This window comes from Aeromicrobium jepli (assembly GCF_047246605.1).
GTDB lineage: Bacteria > Actinomycetota > Actinomycetes > Propionibacteriales > Nocardioidaceae > Aeromicrobium.
Window position 1 is genome coordinate 184,925 of sequence record NZ_JBFOKO010000001.1, and the last position, 26,404, is coordinate 211,328.

The 26,404-nt window shown below is 72.8% G+C and carries 25 protein-coding genes; 18 read left to right on the plus strand and 7 right to left on the minus strand.

Annotation, left to right across the window (positions count from 1 at the left end; all coding sequences use genetic code 11):
- Positions 1–3: 3 nt before the first annotated feature.
- Positions 4–3,348 carry an ExeM/NucH family extracellular endonuclease gene (locus AB3M81_RS00830; protein ID WP_412902011.1) on the plus strand — a complete coding sequence of 1,115 codons (3,345 nt, stop codon included), beginning with the start codon at positions 4–6 and terminating at the stop codon, positions 3,346–3,348.
- 59 nt (positions 3,349–3,407) lie between these two features.
- Here the strand turns inward: AB3M81_RS00830 and AB3M81_RS00835 are convergent, their stop codons facing one another.
- A complete protein-coding gene (locus AB3M81_RS00835; RefSeq protein WP_412902012.1) occupies positions 3,408–4,256 on the minus strand; it encodes a class I SAM-dependent methyltransferase in 849 nt (282 codons plus the stop codon).
- A 143-nt stretch (positions 4,257–4,399) separates the two neighbouring features.
- Between AB3M81_RS00835 and AB3M81_RS00840 the strand changes: the two genes are divergently transcribed.
- On the plus strand, positions 4,400–4,732 hold the full coding sequence (locus AB3M81_RS00840) for a winged helix-turn-helix transcriptional regulator (protein WP_412902013.1): 333 nt from the start codon (positions 4,400–4,402) through the stop codon (positions 4,730–4,732).
- A 3-nt stretch (positions 4,733–4,735) separates the two neighbouring features.
- A complete protein-coding gene (locus tag AB3M81_RS00845; RefSeq protein WP_412902014.1) occupies positions 4,736–5,065 on the plus strand; it encodes a hypothetical protein in 330 nt (109 codons plus the stop codon).
- Between the two features lies 1 nt (position 5,066).
- Here AB3M81_RS00845 and AB3M81_RS00850 read toward each other — a convergent pair whose 3' ends face one another.
- The 3 genes from AB3M81_RS00850 to AB3M81_RS00860 form a co-directional block, all read right to left on the minus strand.
- The gene (locus tag AB3M81_RS00850; RefSeq protein ID WP_412902015.1) at positions 5,067–5,549 is read right to left on the minus strand and encodes a SixA phosphatase family protein; all 483 of its coding nucleotides are present in this window, start codon (positions 5,547–5,549) and stop codon (positions 5,067–5,069) included.
- Between the two features lie 120 nt (positions 5,550–5,669).
- On the minus strand, positions 5,670–7,037 hold the full coding sequence (locus AB3M81_RS00855) for an FAD-dependent oxidoreductase (RefSeq protein WP_412902016.1): 1,368 nt from the start codon (positions 7,035–7,037) through the stop codon (positions 5,670–5,672).
- Between the two features lie 9 nt (positions 7,038–7,046).
- Positions 7,047–7,385 carry a DUF952 domain-containing protein gene (locus tag AB3M81_RS00860; RefSeq protein WP_412902017.1) on the minus strand — a complete coding sequence of 113 codons (339 nt, stop codon included), beginning with the start codon at positions 7,383–7,385 and terminating at the stop codon, positions 7,047–7,049.
- 66 nt (positions 7,386–7,451) lie between these two features.
- Here AB3M81_RS00860 and AB3M81_RS00865 point away from each other — a divergent pair, with 66 nt between their 5' ends.
- Entirely contained in the window at positions 7,452–7,913 is a 462-nt protein-coding gene (locus AB3M81_RS00865) for a VOC family protein (RefSeq protein WP_412902018.1), read from the plus strand.
- 3 nt (positions 7,914–7,916) lie between these two features.
- On the opposite strand, the gene AB3M81_RS00870 is transcribed toward AB3M81_RS00865, so the two are convergent.
- Positions 7,917–8,534 (minus strand): maleylpyruvate isomerase family mycothiol-dependent enzyme, encoded by a 618-nt coding sequence (locus AB3M81_RS00870; protein WP_412902019.1) that lies wholly within the window; start codon positions 8,532–8,534, stop codon positions 7,917–7,919.
- Between the two features lie 188 nt (positions 8,535–8,722).
- On the opposite strand from AB3M81_RS00870, the gene AB3M81_RS00875 reads away from it, so the two are divergent.
- From AB3M81_RS00875 to AB3M81_RS00905, 7 genes are read left to right on the plus strand one after another with little or no spacing between them, the layout of a single operon-like run.
- Positions 8,723–9,199, plus strand: a complete 477-nt coding sequence (locus AB3M81_RS00875; RefSeq protein WP_412902020.1) for an FMN-binding protein — start codon at positions 8,723–8,725, stop codon at positions 9,197–9,199.
- A 7-nt stretch (positions 9,200–9,206) separates the two neighbouring features.
- On the plus strand, positions 9,207–10,040 hold the full coding sequence (locus tag AB3M81_RS00880; RefSeq protein ID WP_412902021.1) for an FAD:protein FMN transferase: 834 nt from the start codon (positions 9,207–9,209) through the stop codon (positions 10,038–10,040).
- Complete coding sequence (locus AB3M81_RS00885) at positions 10,037–11,518, plus strand: FAD-dependent oxidoreductase (RefSeq protein ID WP_412902022.1); 1,482 nt, start codon at positions 10,037–10,039, stop codon at positions 11,516–11,518. Before AB3M81_RS00880 ends, AB3M81_RS00885 begins: the two co-directional genes overlap by 4 nt.
- Positions 11,519–11,556: 38 nt before the next feature.
- On the plus strand, positions 11,557–11,973 hold the full coding sequence (locus AB3M81_RS00890; protein ID WP_412902023.1) for an OsmC family protein: 417 nt from the start codon (positions 11,557–11,559) through the stop codon (positions 11,971–11,973).
- Between the two features lie 55 nt (positions 11,974–12,028).
- On the plus strand, positions 12,029–13,279 hold the full coding sequence (locus tag AB3M81_RS00895; protein ID WP_412902024.1) for a glycosyltransferase family 4 protein: 1,251 nt from the start codon (positions 12,029–12,031) through the stop codon (positions 13,277–13,279).
- On the plus strand, positions 13,266–13,979 hold the full coding sequence (locus AB3M81_RS00900; RefSeq protein WP_412902025.1) for a class I SAM-dependent methyltransferase: 714 nt from the start codon (positions 13,266–13,268) through the stop codon (positions 13,977–13,979). Before AB3M81_RS00895 ends, AB3M81_RS00900 begins: the two co-directional genes overlap by 14 nt.
- Positions 13,980–13,982: 3 nt before the next feature.
- Positions 13,983–14,963, plus strand: a complete 981-nt coding sequence (locus tag AB3M81_RS00905; protein WP_412902026.1) for a prenyltransferase — start codon at positions 13,983–13,985, stop codon at positions 14,961–14,963.
- Here AB3M81_RS00905 and AB3M81_RS00910 read toward each other — a convergent pair.
- Positions 14,904–16,403, minus strand: coding sequence for a flavin-containing monooxygenase (locus AB3M81_RS00910; RefSeq protein ID WP_412902027.1), 1,500 nt, complete (start codon positions 16,401–16,403; stop codon positions 14,904–14,906). The two genes, AB3M81_RS00905 and AB3M81_RS00910, sit on opposite strands and share 60 nt — an antisense overlap.
- 49 nt (positions 16,404–16,452) lie before the next feature.
- Positions 16,453–18,015: a GDSL-type esterase/lipase family protein gene (locus tag AB3M81_RS00915; protein ID WP_412902028.1), complete on the minus strand. Its 1,563-nt coding sequence runs from the start codon at positions 18,013–18,015 to the stop codon at positions 16,453–16,455.
- A 91-nt stretch (positions 18,016–18,106) separates the two neighbouring features.
- Here AB3M81_RS00915 and AB3M81_RS00920 point away from each other — a divergent pair, with 91 nt between their 5' ends.
- From AB3M81_RS00920 to AB3M81_RS00950, 7 genes are all read left to right on the plus strand, one after another.
- On the plus strand, positions 18,107–18,736 hold the full coding sequence (locus AB3M81_RS00920) for a class I SAM-dependent methyltransferase (RefSeq protein ID WP_412902029.1): 630 nt from the start codon (positions 18,107–18,109) through the stop codon (positions 18,734–18,736).
- 109 nt (positions 18,737–18,845) lie between these two features.
- Entirely contained in the window at positions 18,846–19,310 is a 465-nt protein-coding gene (locus tag AB3M81_RS00925) for a PTS sugar transporter subunit IIA (protein WP_412902030.1), read from the plus strand.
- Positions 19,307–19,579 (plus strand): PTS sugar transporter subunit IIB, encoded by a 273-nt coding sequence (locus AB3M81_RS00930; RefSeq protein ID WP_412902031.1) that lies wholly within the window; start codon positions 19,307–19,309, stop codon positions 19,577–19,579. Before AB3M81_RS00925 ends, AB3M81_RS00930 begins: the two co-directional genes overlap by 4 nt.
- Before the next feature lie 32 nt (positions 19,580–19,611).
- Complete coding sequence (ulaA, locus tag AB3M81_RS00935; protein WP_412902032.1) at positions 19,612–21,078, plus strand: PTS ascorbate transporter subunit IIC; 1,467 nt, start codon at positions 19,612–19,614, stop codon at positions 21,076–21,078.
- 124 nt (positions 21,079–21,202) lie between these two features.
- Entirely contained in the window at positions 21,203–23,791 is a 2,589-nt protein-coding gene (gene clpB, locus AB3M81_RS00940) for an ATP-dependent chaperone ClpB (RefSeq protein ID WP_412902033.1), read from the plus strand.
- A gap of 50 nt (positions 23,792–23,841) precedes the next feature.
- Positions 23,842–24,873, plus strand: coding sequence for a hypothetical protein (locus AB3M81_RS00945; RefSeq protein ID WP_412902034.1), 1,032 nt, complete (start codon positions 23,842–23,844; stop codon positions 24,871–24,873).
- Between the two features lie 69 nt (positions 24,874–24,942).
- Positions 24,943–26,376 (plus strand): NAD(P)/FAD-dependent oxidoreductase, encoded by a 1,434-nt coding sequence (locus tag AB3M81_RS00950; protein WP_412902035.1) that lies wholly within the window; start codon positions 24,943–24,945, stop codon positions 26,374–26,376.
- Positions 26,377–26,404 lie beyond the last annotated feature (28 nt).

The following is a 26,404-nucleotide window of genomic DNA, read 5'->3' on the forward strand; positions in this document are numbered from 1 at the left end:
CCGATGTCCCGCTCTGCTCTCGGCCGGCTGACCGCGCTGGCCCTCGTGGCCGGCACCGCGGCCGCCGTGCCCACGACCTCCGCCACCGCGGCCCCGGACGGCTCGGGCCTCGTGATCAACGAGGTCTACCTCAACGGCGGCTCGACCGGCGCCACCTACAAGAACAAGTTCGTCGAGATCCACAACCCCACGGACGAGGACATCGCCGTCGGCGGCTGGTCGCTGCAGTACCGGGCGTACAACCAGACGGGCAGCTTCAGCGCCGTCATCCCGCTCGAGGACCACCACGTCGAGCCCGGCGGCACGCTGCTCGTGAGCGGCAATGCCAACTCCACGTCCGGTGCCGAGCTGCCGACGCCCGACGTCAGCAGCACGGTCGCGTTCTCGGGCAACGCCAACGGCGGCACGATCGCGCTCGTGTCGTCGACGACCGCCCTCTCCGGCGACCTCGCGGCCGTGCGCGCCAGCGCCTCGCTGGTCGACCTGATCGGCTACGGCGCCTCCAACACGTTCGAGGGCGCGGTCAAGGCCGACGGGTACTCGCTCACCGCCTCGGTGAGCCGCACCGGCGGCCGCGACACCGACACGAACTCCACCGACTTCACGACGGGCGCGCCGACGCCGGTGCCCTGCGGCACGGCGTGCGACGGCCCGGGCGACGGCGGCCCCGTCGAGCCCGAGCCGACCGAGCCGGTCACGATCGCGCAGATCCAGGGCACGGGCGCGGCCTCGCCGCTCGTCGGCCGGGCGGTCACCACGACCGGCGTCGTCACCGCGGTGTACGCGACGGGCGGCCTCAACGGCGCCTACGTGCAGACGCCCGGCACCGGGGGCGACCTGCCCGCGGACCACGCCGCCTCGCACGGCGTCTTCGTCTTCGGGTCCGCCTTCGCCGCCGACGTCGCCCTCGGCGACACGCTCGACATCACGGGCACCGTCTCGGAGTTCAACGGCCTGACCCAGATCACGCCCACCGGGTGGCAGGACGCCGCGACGGCCGGCACGGTCAAGGCCACCCCCGTCACGTTCCCCATGAGCGAGTCGCGTCGCGAGTCGCTCGAGGGCATGCTGCTCGACGCGACGGCAGGCCGCTTCACGGTCACCAACAACTACGGCACGAACACGTACGGCGAGCTCGGCCTGGCCGCCGGCGACACCGTCCTGCCGCAGCCGACCAACGAGGTCCGCCCGCGCACCCGCGCCTACGACGCCCTCGTCGCCTCCAACGCCGCGCGCCTCATCACGCTCGACGACGGCAGGACCACGAACTTCACGTCCGGCGCCGGCCGTGACGTCGCGGTACCGTGGCTGACGCCGGACAACGAGGTCCGCACGGGCGCGCGCGCCACGATCACCGAGCCGCTCGTCCTCGACTGGCGCAACAGCACGTGGAAGCTGCAGCCCACCACGCCGTTCACGGCGGGCGACGAGACCGCGACGGTCTCCGGCGGCACCCGCGCCGCGCAGCCCGAGGACGTCGCGGGCCCGGTCAGGCTCGCCTCGTTCAACGTCCTGAACTACTTCACGACGACGGGCGAGGACTGGATCGCGTCCGGTCGCGGCACGTGCACGTTCTACACGGACCGGGCGGGCAACCGCATCACGGTCAACGAGTGCACCAACGACGGCCCGCGCGGCGCGGCCAACGACGCGAGCCTCGCCCGCCAGCAGGCCAAGATCGTCGCCGCGATCAACACGCTCGACGCCGACGTGCTGTCGCTGGAGGAGATCGAGGACACCGGCACGCTCAAGGGCCCCCACCGCGACGAGGCGCTGCTGACGCTGGTCGACGCGCTCAACGACGCCGCCGGCGAGCGCAAGTGGGCCGCCGTGGCCTCGCCCGCGTCGATCCCGGCGACGGGCCGCGACGTCATCCGCACGGCGTTCATCTACCAGCCCGCCGTGGTCGAGCCGGTCGGTCCGTCCGTCATCCTCGACTCGCCCGCGTTCGCGAGCGCCCGCGCCCCGCTGGCGCAGGAGTTCCGTCCCGCGGACGGCGACGCCGGCCAGGACTTCCTCGCGGTCGTCAACCACTTCAAGTCGAAGGGCTCGGGCTCGGGTCCCGACGCCGACCAGGGCGACGGGCAGGGTGCGTCCAACCGGGCGCGCGTCGGCCAGGCCGAGGCGCTCGTCGACTTCGTGGCGGACCTCGAGGAGCAGGCCGACACGAACCGCGTGTTCCTGCTCGGCGACTTCAACTCCTACGCCAAGGAGGACCCGCTGCAGATCATCGAGGACGCCGGCTTCGTCAACGTGGACCAGCGCCTCACGGACAAGGAGACGTACCAGTTCGACGGCCTGCACGGCTCGCTCGACCACGTCTTCGCCTCGGACGCCGCATTCGCGCGCGTCAAGGGGGCCGACGTCTGGCAGATCAACGCGCCCGAGTCGATCGGCCGCGAGTACAGCCGGTTCAACAACAACGTGACGCCGCTGGTCGACACCGCCTCGCCGTTCCGGGCGAGCGACCACGACCCGGTCCTGGTCGGCTACGACCCGGGCGCGGCGGCACCGGTCGGGACGACGACGAAGGCCACGGTGCCGTCGGTGGTCCACGCCGACGAGCCGTTCGAGGTCGACGTCACGGTGTCGTCCGAGGTCGGCACGCCGCGCGGCTCGGTCACGGTGCTGCGCGGTGACGAGGTGCTGGGCAGTGCCGCCACGTCCGCCGGCTCGGCGAGCGTCGCGATCGCGGCCGGCTCGCTCGGCGCGGGTCGCCACGAGCTGACGGTCCGCTTCGACGGCGAGGGCCGGTACACCGGCTCCACCGGCACCGTGACGGTCGACGTCCGCGGCGACGCGCCGCTGACCGCGACGGCCGCGCGCGGCACGTACGGCAGGCCGACGGCCATCTCGGTGACGGGCGCCCCCGGTGCCGACGGGCTGGTGTACGCCACCGTCGGTGGCCGGGTGATCGCCTCGGCCATCATGACCGACGGCACGGCGACGATCCGGGTGCCCGGCACGGCGCTGCGCCCCGGCACGACGCCCGTGACGGTGTTCTACGGCGGCAGCCGGTTCGTCGACCCGAGCTCGACCACGGTCGACGTGACCGTCGCCAAGGCACGCGCCTCGCTCGGCGCGCAGGTCGTGACGAAGAAGGTCACGACGCGCAACCGCGCGGTCGTGCGGGTCACGGTCCGCACGAGCGGCTTCACCGAGCGCACCGGCACCGTGACGATCCGCCGCGGCCAGCGCGTCCTGGGCACCGCCAAGGTCCGCAACGGGAAGGCCACGGTCCGCCTCGCGAAGCTGCGCACGAAGGGCGTCAAGACGCTCAGCGTGCGGTTCAACGGCTCCGCGACGACGCAGCCCGCCGCGACGACGCTGCGGGTCCGCGTGCGCTGACGCCGGCACGACACAGGACGGCCCCGGGACCTCGGTCCCGGGGCCGTCCCCGTCCGCGGTCAGGCCACGGTCGCGGTGGTGAGCAGGTACTCCCAGTGCATCGAGAAGCCGCCGTCCTCGGCGCGCGTCCCCTCGCGCTCGCCGAGCTCGGCCAGGTCGCGGTCGAGCTGCGCGGTCCGCTCCGCGTCCTGCGCGTGCGCCCGGTACCCCGTGATCGTCGGGCCGTAGTGCGCCGCGAAGTAGTCGCGGAACTCGCTGCCGTCGGCGAAGTTCCGGACCGGCAGCGTGCCCTTGCTGCACGTCACGTCGGTGACCCGGTCGCCCAGCAGCTCGCGGACGTGGTCCTGCGAGCCCCACAGCGGCGGCGGCTGGACGCCCGGCGGCGGGGACGGCATGTAGGACTTCATCGTCGCGAAGAGGTGGCCGATCGTGCCCTCCGGCGTCCACGACAGGATGCCGATGCGGCCGCCGGGCCGGCACACCCGCACGAGCTCGTCGGCGGCGCGCTGGTGGTGCGGCGCGAACATCACGCCGATGCAGGACATGACGACGTCGAACGCGCCGTCCTCGTAGGGCAGGGCCTCCGCGTCGGCGACCTCCCAGGTCAGCACGTCGTCGGGGTGGCAGGCCTTCCCGGCCTCGAGCAGCTCGGGTGTGAGGTCGGAGGCCACCGCGACGGCGCCCCGGCGCGCGGCGCGGACCGCGGCGCTGCCGGTGCCGGCCGCGACGTCCAGGACGCGCTCGCCCTCGACGATCGACAGCGCGCCGACGAGGACCTCGCCGAGCGGCGAGACGATCTCGCGGCAGACGCGGGGGTAGTCGCCCAGCGCCCACATGCGGCGGTGGCGGTCCTTCAGCTCGCGGTCCTGCTGCGCGGTCTCGGTGGGTGTGGTGTCGGTGGTGCTCATGGATCTTCCTTCGTGTGGTGGTGCTCCTCCCACGAAGAGTCGTCCCGGTCCGGTGCCTGATACCAGTGCTGTTTCTGTACCGCTCGGGCGCTGGCGCGGCCGCGCGCCACGGGCGCACGATGGTCGGGACGAAGGGGAGAGCCATGGCGACGTCCTACGGCCAGTTCTGTCCGCTCGCGAAGGCGATGGAGATCCTCGACGAGCGCTGGACCATCCTGATCGTGCGTGAGCTGCTGCTGGGCAGCACGCGCTTCAACGAGCTGCGGCGGGGAGTCCCGCGCATGTCCCCGGCCCTGCTGTCCAAGCGGCTGCGCGACCTCGAGCGGCACGGCCTGGTGATCCACGACCCGGACGGCTACCACCTGACCGAGTGCGGCCGTGACCTGCACGAGGCGGTCATGGACCTCGGTGTGTGGGGGCTGCGCTGGATCGAGGACTTCGGCGACGAGGACCTCGACCCGCACCTGCTCATGTGAGACGTGCGGCGCAGCATCCCGACGTCCGCCTGGCCGCCCGGACGGACCTGCGTCGCGATCGAGTTCACCGACCTGCGGCGGGCTCGGCGGTGGTGGCTCGTCGTCGGTGGCGGGTCGGTCGACACGTGCGACCAGGACCCCGGGCACGAGGTCGCCGCGACGGTGCGGTCGACGCTGCGGGTGCTGACCCACGTGTGGCGCGGCGACGTGTCGTGGCACGACGCCATGCGCGCCGGCGACCTCGTGATCGACGCACCGGGGCACGTGCGCCGGGTGGTCCCACAGTGGTTCGGGCGGTCGATGCTGGCGAACGCGCTGGCGGCACGGGGCTAGGTCAGCGCAGGTGCGCCAGACAAGCGCCGCCGGCCTCGAGCTCGGCCCACGCGACGGTGATCTCGAGCACCGCGACCGAGGCGGTGGGGAAGCCCGCGCGCACGCGGTTCACGAGCGCGGGGTCGGAGTCCTCGCCGGCCAGCCGGGCCGCGAGGCTCGGCGTGCCGGGGGAGTGGCCGACCAGCAGGACCGTGCCGGCGTCGGGGGAGACGGACCGGACCACGTCCAGCAGGTCGCCGGTCCACCCCTGGTAGATCTCGTCGCGGAACGTGGCGGGCGCGTCGATGCCGGTGGCGGCGAGGGTCTCGCGCGTGCGGCGGGCCGGCGAGCACAGGACCGCGTCCACCGCGCCGACGTGCTCGGCGATCCACGCGCCGGCCTCGGCGGCCTCGACATGACCGGCGTCGGCGAGGGGGCGGTCGAAGTCCTCGACCCCCGCGGGGGACGCGGCCTTCCCGTGACGCATCAGCAGCAGTCGGCGCATGGGCCGAGTCTAGGTCGGGACCGTGTCCCGCGAGATGTGTAGCGCTCCCCACCCGGATCCGGCCGGAAGGGGCCGGAACAGGTGGGGAGCGCTACACATCTGGTGCGCGGGACGCGCAGGTCAGCCGCGGGCGATGGAGACCATCTCGTCGCGGGGGACGACCTTCTTGCGCTCGCGCGGGTGGGCGTCGCTCTCGCCGAGGGACATCTCGTGGGCGTCGAGCTTCTCCCAGCCCTCCCACGTCGTGAACTCGATGCCGCGGCTGTCGAGGTGACGGTCGAAGGCCTCGCGCTCGGCGAACTCGGGTGCCGGCAGGCTCGGCAGGTCCTCGACGAGCATCGAGATCGTCTGGGCCGCGTCGGACTTGGTGTGGCCGATCAGGCCGACCGGGCCGCGCTTGATCCAGCCGGTGGCGTAGACGCCCGGCAGCGGCGAGCCGTCGATGTCGAGCACGTGGCCACCGTCGTTGGGCAGGACGCCCGCGGTCGCGTCGAACGGCAGGCCGGGCAGGTTGTCGGAGTAGTAGCCGATCGCGCGGTACACGGCCTGGACGGGCCAGTCCTTGTACTCGCCGGTGCCGCGGACGTTGCCGGTGCCGTCGAGCTCGGTGATCTCGGTGCGCAGGCCCACGACCTTGCCGTCCTCGCCGAGGATCTCGACGGGGCTCTGGCAGAAGTGGATGTGGATGCGGTGCGCGGCGCCCGTGGGCTCCTTGGCGAGGTAGTCGCCGAGCACCTTGACGACGAGCTTCTGGCTCTTGGCGGCGGCCAGCGCCTCCATCGAGCCGTGGTCGAACTCGTAGCCCTCGGGGTGCACGATGACGTCGATGTTGGGCGAGTGCGACAGCTCGCGCAGCTCCATCGGCGTGAACTTGACCTGCGCCGGGCCGCGGCGCGCGAAGACGTGGACGTCGGTCGTGGCGTTCTTCTTCAGGCCCTCGTAGACGTTGTCCGGGATCTCGGTGACGAGCAGCTCGTCGGCCGTCTTGGCCAGGATGCGCGCGATGTCGAGGCCGACGTTGCCGACGCCGAGGACGGCGACCTGCTTGGCGTGCGGCTGGAAGTCCCAGTCGCGGGGGGCGTCCGGGTGGCCGTCGTACCAGTAGACGAAGTCGGCCGCGCCGTACGAGCCGTCGAGGTCGATGCCGGGGATGTCGAGGTCGCGGTCACGGCGCGCGCCGGTGGCGAACACGACGGCGTCGTAGAACCCCTTGAGGTCCTCGAGCTTGATGTCGGTGCCGAAGTTGACGTTGCCGAAGAAGCGGATGTCGTCGTTGCTCATCACGCGCTTGAGCGCCTTGATGATCTCCTTGATCCGCGGGTGGTCGGGCGCCACGCCGTAGCGGATCAGGCCGAACGGCGTCGGGTCGCGGTCGATGATGTCGACGGTGACGTCGAGTCCCTCGGTCTTCGTGAGGATGTCGGCGGCGTACACGCCCGCGGGGCCGGCGCCGACGACGGCGACGCGCACGTTCCTGTCCACAGTCATGAGGCAAGCCTAAGACTCGTGTCCCAACGGCCCGACGCCCGACCGCACTGTGGACGCGGCGGCGACCCACGCGAGCGGGATCGGCCCGTGGAAGTGCGGGAACTCCTCGACGCCGCGGGGGCCCTCGGCGGCCTCCCAGCGCAGGCGCGGGTCGCCCTCGGGGACCTCGATCTCGAGCGCGACGAGGTCGTCGACGCCCGCGAAGAACAGCGACGCGGTGCCCGGCACCTGCGCGGCGGTGGACAGGTGCACGAACCCCTCGCTCGCGAGCGTGTCCGGGGCGTACTCGGGGCGGCCCCGCCAGGCCTGCCAGTCGTCGGCGGCGATGAGGTGGAACAGGCGCGTCATGGCTCGATTCTTGTCCGTGCCCGGCGGCAGGATGGGCGAAGGCCCCCACCGAACGGAGCGATCCCCATGAGCCTCGACGTGCAGATCACCTTCGACGCCCACGACCCGCGGGTCCTGGCCGACTTCTGGGCGGCGGCCCTCGGCTACGCGGTGCCCGGTCCGCCCGGCGTCGAGCTGGGCGACGGCGACGACCCGTGGCAGGCGTGGGAGGCGTTCCTCGAGCGCATCGGCGTGCCGCAGCCGCAGCGCGGGGCGAAGGCCGCGATCGAGGATCCGGACGGCTCCCGCCCGCGCGTGTTCTTCCAGCGCGTGCCCGAGGACAAGGCCGCCAAGAACCGGGTCCACCTCGACGTGCGCGCCGCCCCGGGGCTGAAGGGCGGCGAGCGGATGGCGGCGCTCGAGGCCGCGTGCGAGCGCCTCGTCGCGCTGGGCGCCACGCGTGAGCGGCGGTTCGAGCCGGACCCGCCGCTCGAGGCGGGGTTCATCGTCATGCGCGACCCCGAGGGCAACGAGTTCTGCCTCGACTGACGCTCAGGGGCGCAGCTCGAGGCCGGGATGGGGACGTCCCGCGAGGGCGAGGACCAGCTCGCCTGCCTCGGCCGACACCTCCTCGCCGTCGCCGAACGACCAGTCGAGGTCGGTGGCGCGAAGTCGCCTGCCGCCGACGTCCGTGCCGAAGTGGCGGTGGACGCCCGCCGAGGTGAGCGTGTCCAGGACCGCCCGCGTCGCCTCGTCGCTCGCGGTGCGCGGCAGGCCGAGCGCCGTCGTGATGTCGAGGCCGTGGATCACCGCGTGGCTGAGCGCGCCGGCCGCGCCGCCGCCCGGAGGCGCCCACCGCGCCATGGTCTCGCTGCGCAGGCCCGCGAGCAGCTCGTCCATCGGCAGCTTCGCGTCGCGCAGGGCGATCGTGTCGGACACCGTCCGGAAGTCGTGGCCCGCCGCCTCGAGCTGGCGCTGGAACGCCGGCCCGTCGTAGCGGTCCGCCATCGTCATGTGCGCCAGCACGGCGCGCACCGACCAGCCGTCGCACAGCGAGGGGCGGTCGCCCGCCTCCGGGGGCTGCGCCTCGAGCGCGTCGGCGAGCGCTGCGAGCTGGGGTCCCACGAGCGCCTGGACGTCGAGCGGTGCATCGTTCTCGCGTACGGTCATGCCACACCTCCGTCGGTGCGTCGAGCATGCGCCGGACCGGGCCGGGCGGCAAGCGGTGCCGAGGCTGAGAAGTCGCTGTGGGTCCGCTGACGGAGCGTCCGGGCGGTGGATTTCGCGAGGGGCCGTCCCCTACGTTGGAGGCACGACGGTTGAACGAGCAACCATCCGGTCCCGACTCCAGGAGACGCATGACCCCGACGAAGCGCCGCGCCTACGCCGCCCTCGCTGCCTCCACCGCGGTGATCACGCTCGCCGCCTGCGGTGGCGAGAACACCGACGAGTCGGCCGCCACCTCCGAGACGCCGTCGGTCACGGACGCGCCCACGGCGTCCTCCTCCGCGCCGGCCGGCGGCGCGACCGGCACGTTCACCGCGGGCGAGTACGAGGCCACGGGCGAGTACACGACGCCCGACGGCCGCACGCAGTCCATCGAGGTCGAGGTCGACCTCGCCGCCGACGGCACGATCACGGCGCTCGACGCCGACGGCCAGGCCGAGGGCGGCAACTCCGAGCAGTTCCAGAAGAAGTTCGAGAGCGGCATCGACGAGCAGGTCGTCGGCCGCAAGATCACCGAGCTCGACGTGGACAAGGTGTCGGGCTCGTCGCTGACGAGCGGCGGCTTCAACGACGCGATCGACCAGATCATCGGCCAGGCGCAGGCCTGAGGCCCTCATGACCTCCGAGTGGCACTTCGAGGCCATCGGAACCGCGTGGTCGATCGGGACCCCCGACCCGATCGGCCCGGCGGAGCGAGGCGCGATCACGGCCCGGATCGACCAGTTCGACCGGACGTGGTCGCGCTTTCGTGCTGATGCGACCGTGGCGCGGCTGCGCACCGAGCTCGCGGTCGACCTCGGACCGGACGCCCCCGCGATCCTCGGGATCTACGACCGCCTCCACGCGCTGACCGCCGGGGCCGTGAGCCCGCTCGTCGGCGGTGCCCTCGAGGAGCTCGGCTACGGCGCCGGGTACACGCTGACCCCGACGGGACGCCCCGTGCGCGTGCCGGCGTGGACCGACTGCTCGCTCGACGGCACGGTCCTGCACGTGCCCGGCCCGGTCGTCCTCGACATCGGCGCCGTCGGGAAGGGCTTCCTCGCCGCCGCCGTCGCCGACCTGGTCGGACAGCCGTGTGTCGTCGACGCCAGCGGCGACCTCGTCAACCGGTCGGGCGCGCCGCTGCGGGTCGCCCTGGAGGACCCCGACGACGCCGAGCTGGCGATCGCGGTCGTGGCGGTGCCCGACGGCGAGGCGCTGTGCGGCTCGGCCACGAACCGGCGCCGCTGGGGCGCCGGTCTGCACCACGTGCTGGACGCCCGCTCGGGCGAGCCCACCCGTGAGGTCGTCGCCGCGTGGGCCGGGGGACCGGACGCGGGCTGGGCCGACGGGCTCGCGACGGCCGCGTTCTTCGCCGACGACCTCGGCGGCACGGGACACTGGTGGGCCGCGCTGGACCGCCGCCGCCGGCTGACCGGCGCGGGACTCCCCGGAGAGGTGTTCGCATGACCTTCCTCGACCGGCAGCTGGGCCGGTTCACGATGTACCGGCTCGTCACCGTCGTGCTCGGCGCGCTGGTGGTCGTCGCGCTCGTGCAGTCGATGCTCGGCGTACTCGACACGTCCGTCTTCAGCGTGCAGGCGCTGCTGCTCTCGCTCGCGGTCATCGTCGCCGCATCGGTCGCGACGAACCTCGTCGTGGGACGCCTGGTCGGCGCGAGGCCGCACCTGGAGTCCTCGCTCGTGACCGCGCTGATCCTGTGGTTCCTGTTCTGGCCGACCACCGAGGCGGGGCAGCTGGGCTGGCTCGCCGTCGTCGCGGCGCTCGCCCAGGTGTCGAAGTACGCGGTGGTGTGGCGTCGACGCCACCTCGTCAACCCGGCGGCGGCGGGCGTCGTGCTGGCCCTGGTGCTGGGGTGGGTCACGGGCTGGCCCGTCCCGTTCACCGGCTGGTGGGTTGCCGCGGAGTCGCTGTTCTGGTTCGTGCTCGTGGGCGCGCTGCTGGTGCTGTACCGGACGCGCCGGCTGCTGATGGGCGCCGTCTTCGTGGCCGTGGCGGCCGCGATCAGCGTCTGGTGGCAGACCGACGTCGGGACGTCGCTCCCGGACGCGGTCACGTTCACGGCGTACTCCACGCCGATCGTCTTCTTCGCCGGGTTCATGCTGAGCGAGCCGCTGACCCTGCCGCCGCGACGTCGTCAGCAGCTGGCCGTCGCGGCGCTCGCGGGCGTGCTGTTCACGTGGCCACTGCTGACGTCGGTGCTGTTCGGCGAGCCGTGGACGTTCGAGCCGTTCACCAGCACGTACGAGCTGACCCTGGTGGTGACGGGCCTGGTCGCGTTCGCGCTGCGCCAGGGCTCGCGCACCCTCGTCCTGCGCGAGCAGCGCGCGCTGGCCGGCGACGTCGTCGAGTACGCGTTCACCCCCGACCGCCCACTGCGGTTCGCCCCGGGCCAGTACGTCGAGCTGGACGTGCCGCACCGCCGTGCCGACACCCGCGGCCGCCGGCGCATGTTCAGCGTGCTGTCGGGGCCGGGGGAGCAGGTCGTGGTCGCGACGCGCCACCCCGAGCCGGGATCCTCGTACAAGCGGGCGCTCGCGGCGCTCGCGCCCGGCGACCGCGTCCGGGTCACCGCCGTCCACGGCGACTTCGTGTGGCCCGCGGACGGCCCTGTCCTGCTCGTCGGCGCCGGCATCGGCGTCACGCCGTTCCTCAGCCAGCTCGCCGCGCACCCCGGTCGCGACGTCGTCGTCGTGCTGGGGGAGCGCGACGACGAGCCCTACGTGGCCGAGCTCGAGGCCTCCGGTGCGCGCGTCGTGCGGCTGCCGGTCGAGGACGTCGACGGCGAGGCGATGGCGCGCCTCGTGCCGGACCTCGAGCAGCGGACCGCCCTCGTCTCGGGTCGTCCCGACTTCGTCGACCACGTCGCGCGCGAGCTGCGCGGACGGGTCCGCCGCATCAAGCGCGACCACTTCCTCGGGTACTGACGGTTGCCGTCGCGGCGCCCGGGGAGGACGCTCGACGGATGAGGATCAGTGCGACGGTGCGGAACGCGCCGGGTCACCACGAGGTGACCGTGACGACCGAGGACAGCACGACGTGCCTCGACATCGGGGCCCGGGCGCAGGGCCGCGGCTCGGCGGTCAACGGCGGCGAGCTGCTCGCGACGGCCCTGGCGACGTGCTTCGTCAACGACCTGTACCGCGAGGCCGCCCAGCGGGACCTCGTCGTCGGCGCGGTGCGCGTGACGGTGGTGTCCGAGTTCGGCGGCCCCGGCGACCCGGCCCGCTCGATCCGGTACTCCGTGCACGTCGAGTCGCCCGAGGACCCGGAGGCGATCGCCGAGCTGGTGCGCGTCACGGACGGCCTCGCGGAGGTCCACAACACGCTGCGCTCGGGCGCGGCGGTGGAGCTCACGGACGTCCGGACCGGCTCCCGCTGAGCCCGGTGTGGCGACGCCGGGCACAATGGTTACCCACGAGTCACCAGGAGGCCGCGTGCGGATCGCACTGTTGTCGTACCGCAGCAAGCAGCACAGCGGCGGACAGGGCGTCTACGTGCGCAACCTCAGCGCCGGGCTGGCCGAGCTCGGGCACGACGTCACCATCTTCTCCGGCCAGCCGTACCCCGAGGACCTGCACCCGCGCGTGCGCCTCGAGAAGGTGCCCAGCCTCGACCTCTACCGTGACGACGACCCCTTCCGGACGCCCGCGCTGCGCGAGTTCCGCGACTGGATCGACGTCCTCGAGTACCTGCAGATGCTCACGGCCGCGTTCCCCGAGCCGCTGACGTTCAGCCTGCGCGCCCGCCGGCTCGACCTGTCCGGCTTCGACGTCGTGCACGACAACCAGTCGCTCGGCTTCGGGCTGCTGTCGATCAACGCGCGACAGCCGTTCCTGGCGACGATCCACCACCCGATCAGCCGCGACCGGGCCCTCGACATCGCGGCCGCGCCGTGGCGCAAGCAGATCACGACGCGCCGCTGGTACGCCTTCGTGCGCATGCAGGCGTACGTCGCGCGCCGCATCCGGACGATCCTGGGCGTCTCGTCGATCTCGGCGGCCGACACGGTGCAGGACTTCCGCCTCGACCCCGGCCAGATGCACGTCGTCCCCCTCGGCGTCGACACGGACCTGTTCAGCCCCTCGTCCGAGCGCGTGAAGGGCCGCATCGTCGTGGTCGCCAGCGCCGACTCGCCGCTCAAGGGCCTGTCGCACTTCCTCGACGCGGCCGCCAAGCTCAGCACCGACCGCGACATCGACGTGCAGCTGGTCTCCAACCTCGACCCCGACGGCGCCGCGTACCAGCGCGTCCACCACGGCGACCTCGCCGGCATCGTCACGGTGCACAGCGGCATCTCCGACGAGGACCTCGCCGCGCTCATCTCCTCTGCCGAGGTCATGGCGATCCCGTCGCTCTACGAGGGCTTCAGTCTGCCGGCGGTCGAGGCGATGTCGTGCGGGACGCCGCTCGTCGCCAGCGCGGCGGGCGCCCTGCCGGAGGTCGTCGGCGACGCGGGCGTCCTCGTGACGCCGGGCGACGTCGAGGAGCTGGTGACGCACATCGGCCGCCTGCTCGACGACCCGGCCGAGCGCGCGCGGCTGTCCGCCGTGGAGCGCGCCCGCGCCGAGGAGCGCTTCAGTTGGCTCGCCGTCGCCCGGGCGACCGCGACGACCTATGAGAAGGTGATCGCCGATCACCGTGCTCGCCAGTCCCGGGACGGAAGGAAGCCCCATGCTGACCGTTGACTTCGACCGACTCCGCGTCGGCCGCGGCACCCGCTTCATCGACGTGGGCGCCGGTGCCGGCCGCCACTCGTTCGAGGCCCTGCGCCGTGGCGCGCACGTGACGGCCTTCGACATGGACGAGGTCGAGCTCAAGGGCGTCGAGGGCATGTTCGCGGCGATGGAGCTCGAGGGCGAGGTGCCGCCGGGCGGCCGCGGCGAGATCGAGGTCGGCACGATCCTCGACATGCCGTACGAGGACGGCTCGTTCGACGTCGTCCTGGCCTCCGAGATCCTCGAGCACGTCCCCGAGGACGTCCGGGCGATCAGCGAGCTGGCCCGCATCCTGGCGCCGGGTGGCACGCTCGCCGTGACCGTCCCGCGGTGGATGCCCGAGGCCGTCTGCTGGGCGCTCTCGGACGAGTACCACGCGAACGAGGGCGGGCACATCCGCATCTACAAGGCCGACGAGCTGCGCGCCAAGCTGGAGGCGACCGGCCTGCAGCTCACGCACCAGCACCACGCCCACGCGCTCCACGCTCCGTACTGGTGGATCAAGTGCGCGGTCGGCGTCGAGCGCGACCAGCACCCGCTCGTGCGCGGCTACCACCAGCTGCTCGTGTGGGACATGATGAAGGCGCCGCGGACCACCCGGTGGACCGAGCGGGCGCTCAACCCGCTCATCGGCAAGAGCGTCGCGCTGTACTTCCAGAAGCCGTTCTGACGCGTGACCCCCTTCGACGCCCAGCAGACGGGCAAGTGGATCGCGTCCGTCCAGCTGCCGACCGGCGCCATCCCGTGGTTCGACGGCGGGCACCTGGACCCGTGGGACCACGTGCAGGCCGCGATGGGACTGGCCACGGCCGGGCTCACCGACGAGGCCGTGGCGGCGTACGAGTGGCTGCGCCGCGCGCAGCGCCCTGACGGCTCGTGGGCCCGCAAGTACTGGCCCGGCGCGGACGACGACGGCGTCGAGGAGCCCGAGACGGACGCGAACTACTGCGCGTACGTCGCCACGGGACTGTGGCACCTCGAGCTGCTCGGCACGGACACGAGCGCCTTCGCGCCGATGCTGGAGCGGGCGGTCGACGTCGTGCTCGAGCTGCAGCGCGGCGACGGCCCGGTCGCGTGGGCGCGCGGCGTGGACGGCAAGGTCGCCGGCGAGTGCCTCGTGACGGGCAACTCCAGCGTCGTGTTCAGCCTGCGCTGCGCCGCGCGCCTCGCCGACCGCTGGGGCCACCCTCGCCCGCACTGGACGAAGGCGGCCGACGGCATCGCGGACGCACTGGCCCACCGCCCCGAGCTGTTCACGCCCAAGCCGCGCTTCTCGATGGACTGGTACTACCCGGTCATGACGGGCGTCCTCGAGGACGAGGCCGCGCAGGCCCGACTCGACGAGCGCTGGGACGAGTTCGTCGTCCCGGGGTTCGGTGCGCGCTGCGTGACGGTCAACCCGTGGGTCACCGGCGGCGAGACGCTCGAGCTGGTCCTCGCGCTCGTGCGCGTGGGCCGCACGCGCGAGGCCGAGGCGCTGTACGCCGACATCCAGCACCTGCGCGACGCGGACGGCTCGTGGTGGACCGGCCTGGTCTACTCCGACGAGAAGCGCTGGCCGATCGAGCAGTCCACGTGGACCGCCGGCACCGCGCTACTGGCTCACGACGCGCTCACCGGCGCCACCGCGGCCGCCGGCTTCATGGGTCGCTGAGGTCGTCCAGACCAGGTCGCGGTCCAGGTCGGCGCGGTTCGTCGTCCACGCGTCCACGAGGTAGTTCTGCGGGAACGCCCACGGCGCGCGGCCGGTGGTGCGCGGCATGAGGTGCGCGCCCCGGCGCAGGTAGCCCGACTCCATGTCCATGAGCGGCCGCGACGACGACGTCCGGCCGGCCAGCGGGGTGACCGAGCTGGCGCCGCGGTCGACGAGCCGGCGGATCACCTTGGCCACGAGGCGCGAGGTCATGTCCGAGCGCATGGTCCACGACAGGTTGATGTAGCCGACGCAGAACGCCAGGTTGGGCAGGCCGCTGAGCATCGCGCCGTGGTACGCGAACGAGTCGGCGGGATCGCGCGTCTCGCCGTCCACGCTGAGCCGGGCGCCGCCGAGGATCTTGACGGCCAGGCCCGTGGCGGTGACGACGACGTCGGCAGGCAGGACCGACCCGTCCTCCAGCCGGACGCCGTCCTCGACGAAGCGGTCGATGCGCGCCGTCACGACCGAGGCGTCGCCGCGCCGGATCGCGCGGAAGATGTCGCCGTCGGGCGTCACGCACAGGCGCTGGTCCCACGGGTCGTACGGCGGGTTGAAGTCGCGCTGGGCGATCTCATCCGAGCCCGTGCCCTGCGCGACGCCCTTGAGCAGCAGCGAGCGCATCGTGCGGGGCGCGCGCTGGCAGGCCTGGTACAGCGCCCACTGCAGCGCGACGTTCTTCGCGCGCACGACCCGGTGGGCCGCGCCGGCGGGCAGGAGGCGCCGCAGCACGTCGGCGACGGGATCGCCCTTGGGCTGCGCGAGCAGGTAGGTGGGGGTGCGCTGCAGCATGGTCACGTGCTCGGCCGTGCCGGCCATCGCGGGCACGAGCGTCACGGCGGTGGCACCGCTGCCGATCACGACGACCCGGCGGCCCGACACGTCGAGGTCCTCGGGCCAGAACTGCGGGTGGACCACGGTGCCGCCGAAGTCGTCGATGCCCGGCAGTGCGGGGTCGTACGGCTGGTCGTAGTCGTAGTAGCCGGTGCAGGCCACGAGGAAGCGCGTCGTCCACGTCTCGGCGCCGCCGGGGCCCTCGACCTCGACCGTCCAGCGCGCCGCCTTCGACGACCAGTCGGCCGAGACGAGGCGGCGGCCGAAGCTGATGCGGCGGTCGATGCCGGACTCGCGCGCGGTGTCCTCGAGGTACTCGCGGATCTCGTGGCCGTCGACGATCGCGTCCTTGCCGCGCCACGGGCGGAACGGGAACGAGAGCGTGAAGAAGTCCGAGTCCGAGCGCACGCCCGGGTAGCGGAAGAGGTCCCACGTGCCGCCGATGCGCTCGCGGCGCTCGAGCACGGCGTACTCCAGCTCGGGGCACGCCTCCTGGATGCGGTGGGCCATGTTGATGCCGGACAGGCCGGCTCCGACGATGAGGACGTCGACGTCGCGCGTGGTCACCCGACGATTGTGACGGGTCGGGCCGCCGTCGGGGCGCGACCCGCGCAAGTCAGCGGACGTCGACGTGGCGCGCGAGCAGGACGCGGTGGCCGCCGCGGGTGCGCGGGGCATCCAGCGCGACGACGCGGATCCGGGCCGGGCCGCGGCGCAGCTCGGGGATCGCGAAGCGCTGGGTGAAGCGCGTGCGCACGGGGCGCGCCGTCGTGCGCACGAAGGTCCGCCCGGCCTGCCTCACCACGACGCGCAGGCGGACGCCGCGACGCGGTGCGTCGGTGTCGACGGCGCGCCCGGTGACGACCACCGCCGAGCCGCGGGCCCGCAGGCCCGTGACGAGTCCGCGCGGCCCGCCGTCGGTGCGTGCGAACCGCAGGTAGCCGCGGGGGAGCGAGGCGCCGGTGTACCGGACGGCGCGGAAGGTCCCGCGGGCCGTGCGCTCGCTCACGACGACCCAGGAGTTGTCCGCCGCGACGCGCTCCACCACGCCGACGTGACCGGTTCCGCCGCCGGCCGGCGCGGTGTGCCACCACGCGACGTCGCCGACGCGGGCGTGCGCCCGGAGCTCGGCCGCGCCCTCGGTGCGCGCGGCCTCGCGCCACGCGCGCGGGGTCGAGGCCGTCAGGACGGGCGCGACCGGGCGGCGGGCCGTGAGGCGCTGGGCCACCGCGTGACCGGCGGTGCCGGCGGCGAGACCCCAGATGCGGTGGCGCGCGGCGCGGGCGCTGCGGATCCCCTGCGCGCGGCACTGGGCGGGGCCGGCGCACACGACCGTGGCGCGCGCGGGCACGCGGACGTGCACGGTGCCGCGCGACGCGATCGCCGCGACGGCGTCCGAGCCGCGCAGCACGGCCGTCGCGATCGCCTTGGCGCCCGCGGCGTTGGGGTGCGTGGCGTCGGTGGTCTGCGCGCGGACCAGGGCCGGGACGGCGACCCACGAGAAGCCCCGGCGGGTGGCCTCGGCCTCGTAGAGCGTCGCGGTGGCCACCTGGCCGGAGCTGAACGCCGAGCCCCACGGGGTCAGCACGTACACGCTGGCCCGATCGAGGCCCAGCCGGTCGGCCACCTGGGCGAGCGCGGAGAAGTAGCGGGAGGCGGTCGCGCGACGCTCGGCCGCCGAGGACACGCGGCGCACCGGGCCGTCACACGCCCTGATGTCGTTGCGGCCGACCTCGACGAACACGACGTCGGGCCGGGCAGCCACGAGGTCGCCGAGCCGGTCGCCGAACGTCGTGCCCGAGCACAGCCGCCCGTCCGCCCCGAAGCCGCGCGCGAGCAGGCCGCTGCCGCCCTCGGCGCTCAGCATGACCTCGGAGGCCGGCATCCCGGCGGCCTCGGCCACGTGCGCCCACCAGGCGCGGGGGCGCTGGACCGAGCCCTGCGCGCTGTAGCGGACCGTCGCCGAGATCGAGTCGCCGAACACGAGGACGCGCGGGCTGCGCAGGGACGGCGCTCCCGGATCGGGGCGGGTGACCTCGGCGGCGCCGTCCGGCGTGGCCGGCTCGGCGGTGGGGTCGCCGGCGGTCCCGGTGGGGGAGGAGGGCTCGGCGGTCGCGGGCGCGGCGAGCGAGAGGACCACGACGCAGGCGGCGGCCCAGGCGCACAGGCGTCGGATCACCGGACGATGGTACGTGAGTGACGGGACGTGTCCGACCGGTTCGGGCAGATCCGTCCCGACCGCCTCCGGGCCGGCCCGTAGAGTGCGGCGGGTGAACGCGCTGCCCGACGACCTCGCCCGCATCGCCGACGACGTCCGGGGCTTCCTGCCCGACGTCGAGGCGGCCGCCCTCCGCGACGCGGCCGCGCGGTTCGCGACGCCCGGCGGCGTGATCGTCGAGATCGGCACGTACTGCGGCAAGTCGACCGTCCACCTGGGCCACGTCGCGCGCGGGGCGGGCGCCACCGTCGTCACGATCGACCACCACCGCGGCTCCGAGGAGCACCAGGTCGGCTGGGAGTACCACGACGCCTCGCTCGTCGATCCCGAGACGGGCGCCTTCGACACGCTGCCGGTGCTGCGCCGCACGCTGTGGGCCGCGGGCCTCGAGGACGTCGTCGTGCCGATGGTCGGGCGCTCGTCCACGATCTCGGCCTGGTGGCGCACGCCCGCCGACCTGGTGTTCATCGACGGCGGCCACACCGAGGAGGCCGCCCAGGCCGACTACGTCGGCTGGGCCCCGTGGGTGCGCCCCGGCGGCGCCCTGGCGATCCACGACGTCTTCCCCGATCCGCAGGACGGCGGGCAGGCCCCGTTCCACATCTACGAGCGGGCGCTGGCCGACGGGTTCGTCGAGGTCGGCCACACCGACAGCCTGCGGGTGCTGCAGCGCCCGGAATGACGGGCATCGCACGCCCGACTCGACATTTGTCTAGCAGTGTGCAAAAGAACCGGGGTGCGAGGTAGGCTCAGACCGCCGACCCGCCCGGGGCGGTAGTAAGGGGCGACTCGTGGCACTCTCCGAACAGCTCACCCACGACGCGATCGCGGTCGGGGTGCACGCCGACGACTGGCGCGACGCCGTGAGGCGGGCCGGTGCCCTGCTCACGGCCACCGGCGTCACGACCGACGAGTACACCGACGAGATGATCGCGACCGTCGAGAAGCTCGGGCCGTACATCGTGCTGGCTCCCGGCATCGCCCTGGCGCACTCGCGGCCCTCGCCGGCCGTCCAGCGCGCCGGGATCTCGTGGCTCCAGCTCGCCGATCCGGTCGAGTTCGGTCACGAGAAGAACGACCCCGTGTGGCTCGTGGTGGCCCTGGCGGCCCTCGACCACGACGGCCACATCGGGCTGATGTCCTCGCTGGCCGCCGTGCTGGGGGACACCGAGCTGCTGGCCACCCTGCAGGGCGCGGACTCCCCGGAGCGCGTCCTCGAGATCCTCACCCCCTCCAACGAAGGACCCACCTCATGAAGATCGTCGCCGTGTGCGGAATGGGCATCGGAACCTCGGTGCTGCTGAAGATGAACGCCGAGAAGGCGCTGCGCGCGCTCGGCAAGGACGCCGACGTCGAGGCCGCCGACATCGGCACGGCCCGCGGTGCTGCCCGCAGCGCCGAGATCGTCCTGACGTCGGCCGAGCTGGCTCCCGAGATCGGCGACGTGCCGGCCGAGGTCGTCGTCATCGACAACTTCATGGACGTCAACGAGATCACGCAGAAGCTCACCCCGCTCGTCTCCTGACGCGCGCGGATCACTGAGAGAAAGAAAACGACATGGACTGGTTCGTCGACGTACTCGACTTCATCGGACAGCAGATCCTCAACGTGCCGGCGTACCTCATCGGCATCATCACGGCGATCGGCCTCATCGCGCTCAAGCGCTCCAGCGGCCAGGTCATCGGCGGCGGCCTCAAGGCGGCGCTCGGCTTCCTGATCCTGGGTGCCGGCGCGAACGTCGTCGTCGCGTCGCTGACGCCGCTGGGTGACATCATCCTCGACGTCACCGGCGCGCAGGGCGTCATCCCGACCAACGAGGTCATCACCGCGATGGCGTCCGAGCAGTACGGCGCGCAGAGCGCGTACGTGCTCGTGCTCGGCTTCCTCGTGATGCTGGCGCTGGCCCGCTTCACCCCGCTGCGCTACATCTTCCTGACCGGTCACCACATGGTCTTCATGGCCCTGATGCTGACGGTCGTGCTGTCGGTCGGCCTCGACGACAAGAACGACTGGCTGGTCGTCCTGGTCGGCGCGCTGCTGCTCGGCGTGATCATGGTCGTCATGCCGGCGTTCGCCCACCCGTGGACGCGCAAGATCACCGGCGACGACTCGCTCGCCATCGGCCACTTCGGCACGCTGGGCTACATCGCCGCCGGCGCCGCGGGCCAGGCCGTGGGCAAGAAGAGCCGCTCCACCGAGGAGATCAACTTCCCGCAGGGCCTGAAGTTCCTGCGCGACTCGATGGTCGCCACCGCGATCTCGATGGTCCTCATCTACGAGGTCTTCGTCATCTGGGGCCTGATCGCCAGCCCGTCCGCCACCAAGGAGGTGCTCGGCTCCGCTGACGCCGGTGCCGCCGTGATGGCCGGCTTCGCGCAGGCGCTGCAGTTCGGCGTCGGCGTCGCGATCATCCTCTACGGCGTCCGCACCGTCCTGGGCGAGCTCGTCCCCGCGTTCCAGGGCATCGCCGAGAAGGTCGTCCCCGGTGCCAAGCCGGCGCTCGACATCCCGATCGTGTTCCCGTTCGGCGCCAACGCCGTGCTGATCGGCTTCCTGTCGTCCTTCGTCGGCGGCCTGGTGACCCTCGGCCTGCTGGCCATCTGGCTGGAGCCGGCCTTCGGCCTGGCGCTGATCCTGCCCGGCATGGTGCCGCACTTCTTCACCGGTGGCGGTGCCGGCGTCTACGGCAACGCGACCGGCGGTCGCCTCGGCGCCACGGTCGGCGGCTTCGTCAACGGCGTGCTCATCACGCTGCTGCCGGCGCTGCTGCTGAAGGTCTTCGGGTCGCTCGGCTTCGCCAACTCGACGTTCGGCGACGCGGACTTCGGCTGGTTCGGCACGCTGCTCGGCACGAGCCTCGAGGCCGGTGGCCCCACCGTCGGCATCATCCTGTGCGTCCTGATCGGCGCGGCCCTCGTCGTGGCCGCCTCGGTGTTCCAGGTCAAGGTCGTCGACAAGGGCTGGGTGCCCGGTGCCCAGCGCGACGAGATCCTGGCGCAGGAGGCCCAGGACGCGGCCAAGTAAGCCCGTCCCCCCTCGCGAGGCCCGTCCCCACCCGGTGGGGGCGGGCCTCGTCCTTTCTGCGGTCCGAGAGAAAAAAGACACAGTTGAGTGGAATGAACTCAACTTTTGTACTGTTGACTCTGACATGGACCTGAACCACCTCACCACGCGTAGTCAGCAGGCCCTCGCTGCCGCGATGCAGCAGGCCGCTGCCGCCGGCAACCCCACCGTGGAGCCGGCCCACCTGCTCACCGCCCTGCTCACCCAGGAGGGCGGCACCGCCGCGCCGCTGCTCACCGCGGCCGGCGCCGATCCCCAGTCCGTCCTCGCCGAGCTGGAGTCCGTGCTCGGGCGCCTGCCCAGCGCGAGCGGCTCGACCGTCGGCAACCCGCAGCTCGCGCGCGCGACGCACGAGTCGCTGCAGCGCGCGATCGACCTCGCGGGCGAGCTCGGCGACGAGTTCGTCTCCAGCGAGCACCTCGTCGTCGGCATCGCCACCGTCGCGGGCCCCGCGTCCGAGACGCTCGCGCGCCACGGCGCGACCTCCGAGACGCTCCAGGCCGCGTTCGATGCCGTGCGCGGCGGCGCGCGCGTCACCAGCCAGGACGCCGAGGACCAGTACCAGGCCCTCGAGAAGTACGGCATCGACCTGACGGCGCTCGCCCGTGAGGGCAAACTCGATCCCGTCATCGGCCGTGATGCCGAGATCCGCCGCGTCGTGCAGGTGCTGAGCCGCCGCACGAAGAACAACCCCGTGCTCATCGGCGAGCCCGGCGTCGGCAAGACCGCCGTCGTCGAGGGCCTCGCCCAGCGGATCATCGACGGCGACGTGCCCGAGTCGCTGCGCGGCCGGCGCCTGGTCAGCCTCGACCTCGGCGCGATGGTCGCCGGCGCGAAGTACCGCGGCGAGTTCGAGGAGCGGCTCAAGGCCGTCCTGGCCGAGATCAAGGAGAGCAACGGCCAGGTCGTCACGTTCATCGACGAGCTGCACACCGTCGTCGGGGCGGGCGCCACGGGCGACTCCGCCATGGACGCCGGCAACATGCTCAAGCCCATGCTCGCCCGCGGCGAGCTGCGGATGATCGGCGCCACGACGCTCGACGAGTACCGCGAGTCGATCGAGAAGGACCCCGCGCTGGAGCGCCGCTTCCAGCAGGTCTTCGTCGGCGAGCCCAGCGTCGAGGACACGATCGCGATCCTGCGCGGCCTCAAGGAGAAGTACGAGGCGCACCACAAGGTCGAGATCGCCGACGCCGCGCTCGTCGCCGCCGCGACGCTGTCGCACCGCTACATCCCCGGCCGCCAGCTGCCGGACAAGGCGATCGACCTGATCGACGAAGCCTCGAGCCGGTTGCGCATGGAGATCGACTCCAGCCCCGTCGAGATCGACGAGCTCCGCCGCTCGGTCGACCGGCTCAAGATGGAGGAGCTGCACCTGCAGTCCGAGAAGGACGAGGCCAGCCAGGAGCGCCTCGCCGCGCTGCGCCAGGAGCTCGCCGACAAGTCCGAGAGCCTGCGGGCCCTCGAGCAGCGGTGGGAGGCCGAGAAGCAGGGCCTCAACGCCGTGGGCGAGATCAAGCAGAGCATCGACGAGGCCCGCATCGCCGCTGAGCGCGCCCAGCGCGAGGGTGACATGGACACCGCCAGCCGCCTGCTCTACGGCGAGATCCCCGCGATGGAGAAGCAGCTCGCCCAGGCCCAGGAGGCCGAGGCGTCCGCGTCGGCCGACCGCATGGTGCACGAGCAGGTCGGCCCCGACGAGATCGCCGAGGTCGTCGCCTCGTGGACCGGCATCCCCACGGGACGCCTGCTCGAGGGCGAGACCGAGAAGCTCCTGCACATGGAGGAGGAGCTCGGCAAGCGGCTCATCGGCCAGCGCGAGGCCGTGCGTGCGGTCTCCGACGCCGTGCGCCGCGCCCGCGCCGGAATCTCCGACCCCGACCGTCCGACCGGCTCGTTCCTGTTCCTCGGCCCGACGGGCGTGGGCAAGACCGAGCTGGCCAAGTCGCTCGCGGACTTCCTGTTCGACGACGAGCGCGCGATCGTGCGCATCGACATGAGCGAGTACGGCGAGAAGCACTCGGTCTCGCGACTCGTCGGCGCGCCTCCGGGCTACGTCGGCTACGACGAGGGCGGCCAGCTGACCGAGGCCGTGCGGCGCCGTCCGTACTCGGTCGTCCTGCTCGACGAGGTCGAGAAGGCGCACCCCGAGGTCTTCGACATCCTGCTGCAGGTGCTCGACGACGGGCGCCTGACCGACGGCCAGGGCCGCACGGTCGACTTCCGCAACGTCATCCTCATCCTGACGTCCAACCTCGGCTCGCCGTTCCTGGTCGATCCCGCGCTGGAGGACCAGGAGAAGCGCGACAAGGTCATGGAGGTCGTGCGGACGGCCTTCAAGCCGGAGTTCCTCAACCGGCTCGACGAGGTCGTCATGTTCGACCCGCTCGGCGTGGAGGACCTGACGCGCATCGTCGACCTGCAGCTGGACTCGCTCGGCCGGCGGCTCGCGGCGCGGCGGATCACGCTCGACGTCACGCCCGCCGCGAAGGAGTGGCTGGCGCTCACCGGATGGGACCCGTCGTACGGTGCCCGGCCGCTGCGCCGGCTCGTCCAGCAGGCGATCGGCGACCGGCTCGCGCGCGAGCTGCTGGCCGGCGCGGTGCGCGACGGCGACACGGTCCTGGTGGACCGCACGCCGGACGCGGACGAGCTGACGGTCCGCAAGGCCTGAGCCTCACCGGGGGGGCCGGGGCGCTGGGTCCGATCTGGGAGGATCGGGTCATGTCCACGCCTCGGCCCCGCTCGGTGACCCTCGGCTGCGTCTACGGGGGGCTCGGCGGCGCGCTGACCGCCGTCATGCTGTTCGAGACGCTGCAGGGCTGGGGCTCGATCGAGATGCAGGAGGCCCTGCGGTCGAGCCTCGACCAGGTCGGCGCCGACATCGACCTCGACGGCGTCCTGCCGGCGCTGCGGTGGGTCGTCATGGGCCTGCTCGTCGCCGCCATCGCGGCGGCCGTGTTCGCGGTCTACGCCGCGAAGGGCCACCAGGCCTCGCGCATCGGGCTGAGCGTCCTGGCCGGCCTCGCGGGCGTCACGTTCCTGCTGACCGGCATCGTGGGCATCCTGCCCGCCCTGCTGGCCGCGCTCATCGTCTACCTGCTGTGGTCGGCGCCGGCGCGCGAGTGGTTCGCCGTGATGAACGGCCGCACGCCGGTCGCGCTCGGTGCCGAGCCCTCCTTCGGGGCCGGCCCGCCGCCGGCGGCCCCCGCGGCCGGTGCCCCGGTGGCGCCGCACCGCCAGGACGCGCAGGAGGCCAGCATCCCGCTCCCGCCGCCGTACGACCCGGCGCAGCACCCCCAGCACGCGACGGCCGCGCCCGCGGCGGGACGCCCGCGCTCCGTGACGCTCGCGCTGGTCCTCTCGGGCGTCGCCCACGCGATCGGCGCGGTGCTGTGCGGCCTCGTGTCCCTCGTCCTGATCGGGGCGCGCGACGAGGTCGTCGACCAGTACGAGCGCAGCGAGCTGCTGCGCAACCAGCTCGACCAGGCGGGCCTGACCGCCGAGCAGATGGTCACGGCGGGCGCCTGGCTGTTCGGTGCGTGGACCGTCGTCTCGCTCCTCGGCCTCGCCGCGACGGGCTGGGCCGCCACGCGGCGACCCGCCGGGTGGTGGGCGCTGCTGGTCGTCACGGTCGTCACCGCGGGCCTGGCGGCCTTCGGCATGCCGGTGGGACTGGTGTGGATGGTGGGGGCCATCGCCGTCATCGTCCAGCTGTCCCGGCCCGAGGCCAAGGCCTGGTTCCGCGGGGCATGACGCGATTCACACCCGGGTGGGGCGACCCGTCGTGTGGTACCTGCAAAAAGCCTCGTTACGATTGAATTCATGTCCGTCGATCGCACTTCCCCCCGTCCTCACGTCGTCGTCGTCGGAGGTGGATTCGGTGGTCTCGCCCTCGTCCGCAAGCTCAAGCGGGCCGACGTCGACATCACCCTGATCGACCGGCACACGTACAACACCTTCCAGCCGCTGCTGTACCAGGTCGCCACCGCCAGCCTGAACCCCGGCGACATCACGTGGTTCCTGCGCGCGATCCGCTCCAAGCAGGACAACGTGCGCTTCCTCAAGGGCACGGTCGTCGAGATGGACCACCAGGCCCGGACCGTGCTCCTGGACGGCAACATCACCGTCGCCTACGACTACCTCGTGCTGGCCAACGGCGTCACGGCCAACTTCTTCGGCATCCCCGGTGCCGAGGAGTACGCGATGCCGCTCTACCGCCGCTCGCAGGCGCTCGCGCTGCGCGACCTGATCTTCGCCAACCTCGAGGACGCGGCCGTCAACGGCCAGGACCGCGACCTGCGCGTCGTCGTGGTCGGCGGCGGCGCCACGGGCGTCGAGACCGCCGGCGCCCTCGCCGAGATGCGCAACCTCGACATGCCGGTCACGTACCCCGAGCTCGACAAGAGCCGGATCCACATCTCCCTGGTCGAGATGGGCGAGCACGTGCTCGCGCCGTTCCACCCGAAGCTGCGCGACTACGCCAAGAAGGAGCTGGTCAAGCGTGGCATCGACCTGCGCCTGAAGACCGCCGTGAAGGAGGTCCGCGCCGACGGCGTCCTCATCGAGCACGACGGCGCGCAGGAGTTCCTGCCCGCCGGCATCGTGGTCTGGGCGTCCGGTGTCGCGGCGCACGACGCCGTCCGGAACTGGGGTGTGCCGCAGGGCCGCGGCGGCCGCATCGAGGTCGACGCGCACCAGGAGGTGCGCGGCGTGCCCAACGTCTTCGCGATCGGCGACACCTCGATCAACCCCGACTCGCCGCTGCCGCAGCTGGGCCAGCCCGCGATCCAGGGCGGCAAGCACGTCGCCAAGGTCATCGAGGCGCGCCTCGAGGGCAAGGCGATGCCGAAGCCGTTCAAGTACTTCGACAAGGGCACGATGGCCACGATCGGCCGCGCCTCGGCGATCGCCCAGGTCCGCTACCTGCCGCGCCTGAAGGGCTTCCCGGCCTGGTTCATCTGGGTGACGGTGCACGTCGCGCTGCTGCTGGGCAGCCGCAACCGGTTCGCCACGATGACCAACCTGTCGCTGAAGTACGCGCTGTGGCGCAGCCACAACGCGATCGTCGGCGAGACCCCGTACGTCATCGCGCACGAGCCCAAGAAGGTCGTCGGCTACGAGGACCAGGTCGTGTCGAAGTCGGGCGCCAAGAAGAAGGTCGCCCGCAAGCCGATCTCGAAGAAGGCCCAGGTCCGCAAGGCCGTCGCGCAGCAGACCCTCGACGAGATCGACGACGTCGACCAGCCCCGGGCCTGAGGCCCGCGCGGCCCGTCCTAGGGTGAGA

What these genes read in the sequence shown, in the direction of transcription:
- AB3M81_RS00930 (WP_412902031.1), top strand. Translation starts at nt 19,307, where the DNA reads ATGAAGATCGTCGCCGTGTGCGGAATGGGCATCGGAACCTCGGTGCTG.
- AB3M81_RS00880 (WP_412902021.1), top strand. Translation starts at nt 9,207, where the DNA reads ATGACCTCCGAGTGGCACTTCGAGGCCATCGGAACCGCGTGGTCGATC.
- AB3M81_RS00870 (WP_412902019.1), bottom strand. Translation starts at nt 8,534, where the DNA reads ATGACCGTACGCGAGAACGATGCACCGCTCGACGTCCAGGCGCTCGTG.
- AB3M81_RS00885 (WP_412902022.1), top strand. Translation starts at nt 10,037, where the DNA reads ATGACCTTCCTCGACCGGCAGCTGGGCCGGTTCACGATGTACCGGCTC.
- AB3M81_RS00855 (WP_412902016.1), bottom strand. Translation starts at nt 7,037, where the DNA reads ATGACTGTGGACAGGAACGTGCGCGTCGCCGTCGTCGGCGCCGGCCCC.
- AB3M81_RS00830 (WP_412902011.1), top strand. Translation starts at nt 4, where the DNA reads ATGTCCCGCTCTGCTCTCGGCCGGCTGACCGCGCTGGCCCTCGTGGCC.
- clpB (WP_412902033.1), top strand. Translation starts at nt 21,203, where the DNA reads ATGGACCTGAACCACCTCACCACGCGTAGTCAGCAGGCCCTCGCTGCC.
- AB3M81_RS00875 (WP_412902020.1), top strand. Translation starts at nt 8,723, where the DNA reads ATGACCCCGACGAAGCGCCGCGCCTACGCCGCCCTCGCTGCCTCCACC.
- AB3M81_RS00900 (WP_412902025.1), top strand. Translation starts at nt 13,266, where the DNA reads ATGCTGACCGTTGACTTCGACCGACTCCGCGTCGGCCGCGGCACCCGC.
- AB3M81_RS00865 (WP_412902018.1), top strand. Translation starts at nt 7,452, where the DNA reads ATGAGCCTCGACGTGCAGATCACCTTCGACGCCCACGACCCGCGGGTC.
- AB3M81_RS00840 (WP_412902013.1), top strand. Translation starts at nt 4,400, where the DNA reads ATGGCGACGTCCTACGGCCAGTTCTGTCCGCTCGCGAAGGCGATGGAG.
- AB3M81_RS00860 (WP_412902017.1), bottom strand. Translation starts at nt 7,385, where the DNA reads ATGACGCGCCTGTTCCACCTCATCGCCGCCGACGACTGGCAGGCCTGG.
- AB3M81_RS00950 (WP_412902035.1), top strand. Translation starts at nt 24,943, where the DNA reads ATGTCCGTCGATCGCACTTCCCCCCGTCCTCACGTCGTCGTCGTCGGA.
- AB3M81_RS00850 (WP_412902015.1), bottom strand. Translation starts at nt 5,549, where the DNA reads ATGCGCCGACTGCTGCTGATGCGTCACGGGAAGGCCGCGTCCCCCGCG.
- ulaA (WP_412902032.1), top strand. Translation starts at nt 19,612, where the DNA reads ATGGACTGGTTCGTCGACGTACTCGACTTCATCGGACAGCAGATCCTC.
- AB3M81_RS00890 (WP_412902023.1), top strand. Translation starts at nt 11,557, where the DNA reads ATGAGGATCAGTGCGACGGTGCGGAACGCGCCGGGTCACCACGAGGTG.
- AB3M81_RS00835 (WP_412902012.1), bottom strand. Translation starts at nt 4,256, where the DNA reads ATGAGCACCACCGACACCACACCCACCGAGACCGCGCAGCAGGACCGC.
- AB3M81_RS00945 (WP_412902034.1), top strand. Translation starts at nt 23,842, where the DNA reads ATGTCCACGCCTCGGCCCCGCTCGGTGACCCTCGGCTGCGTCTACGGG.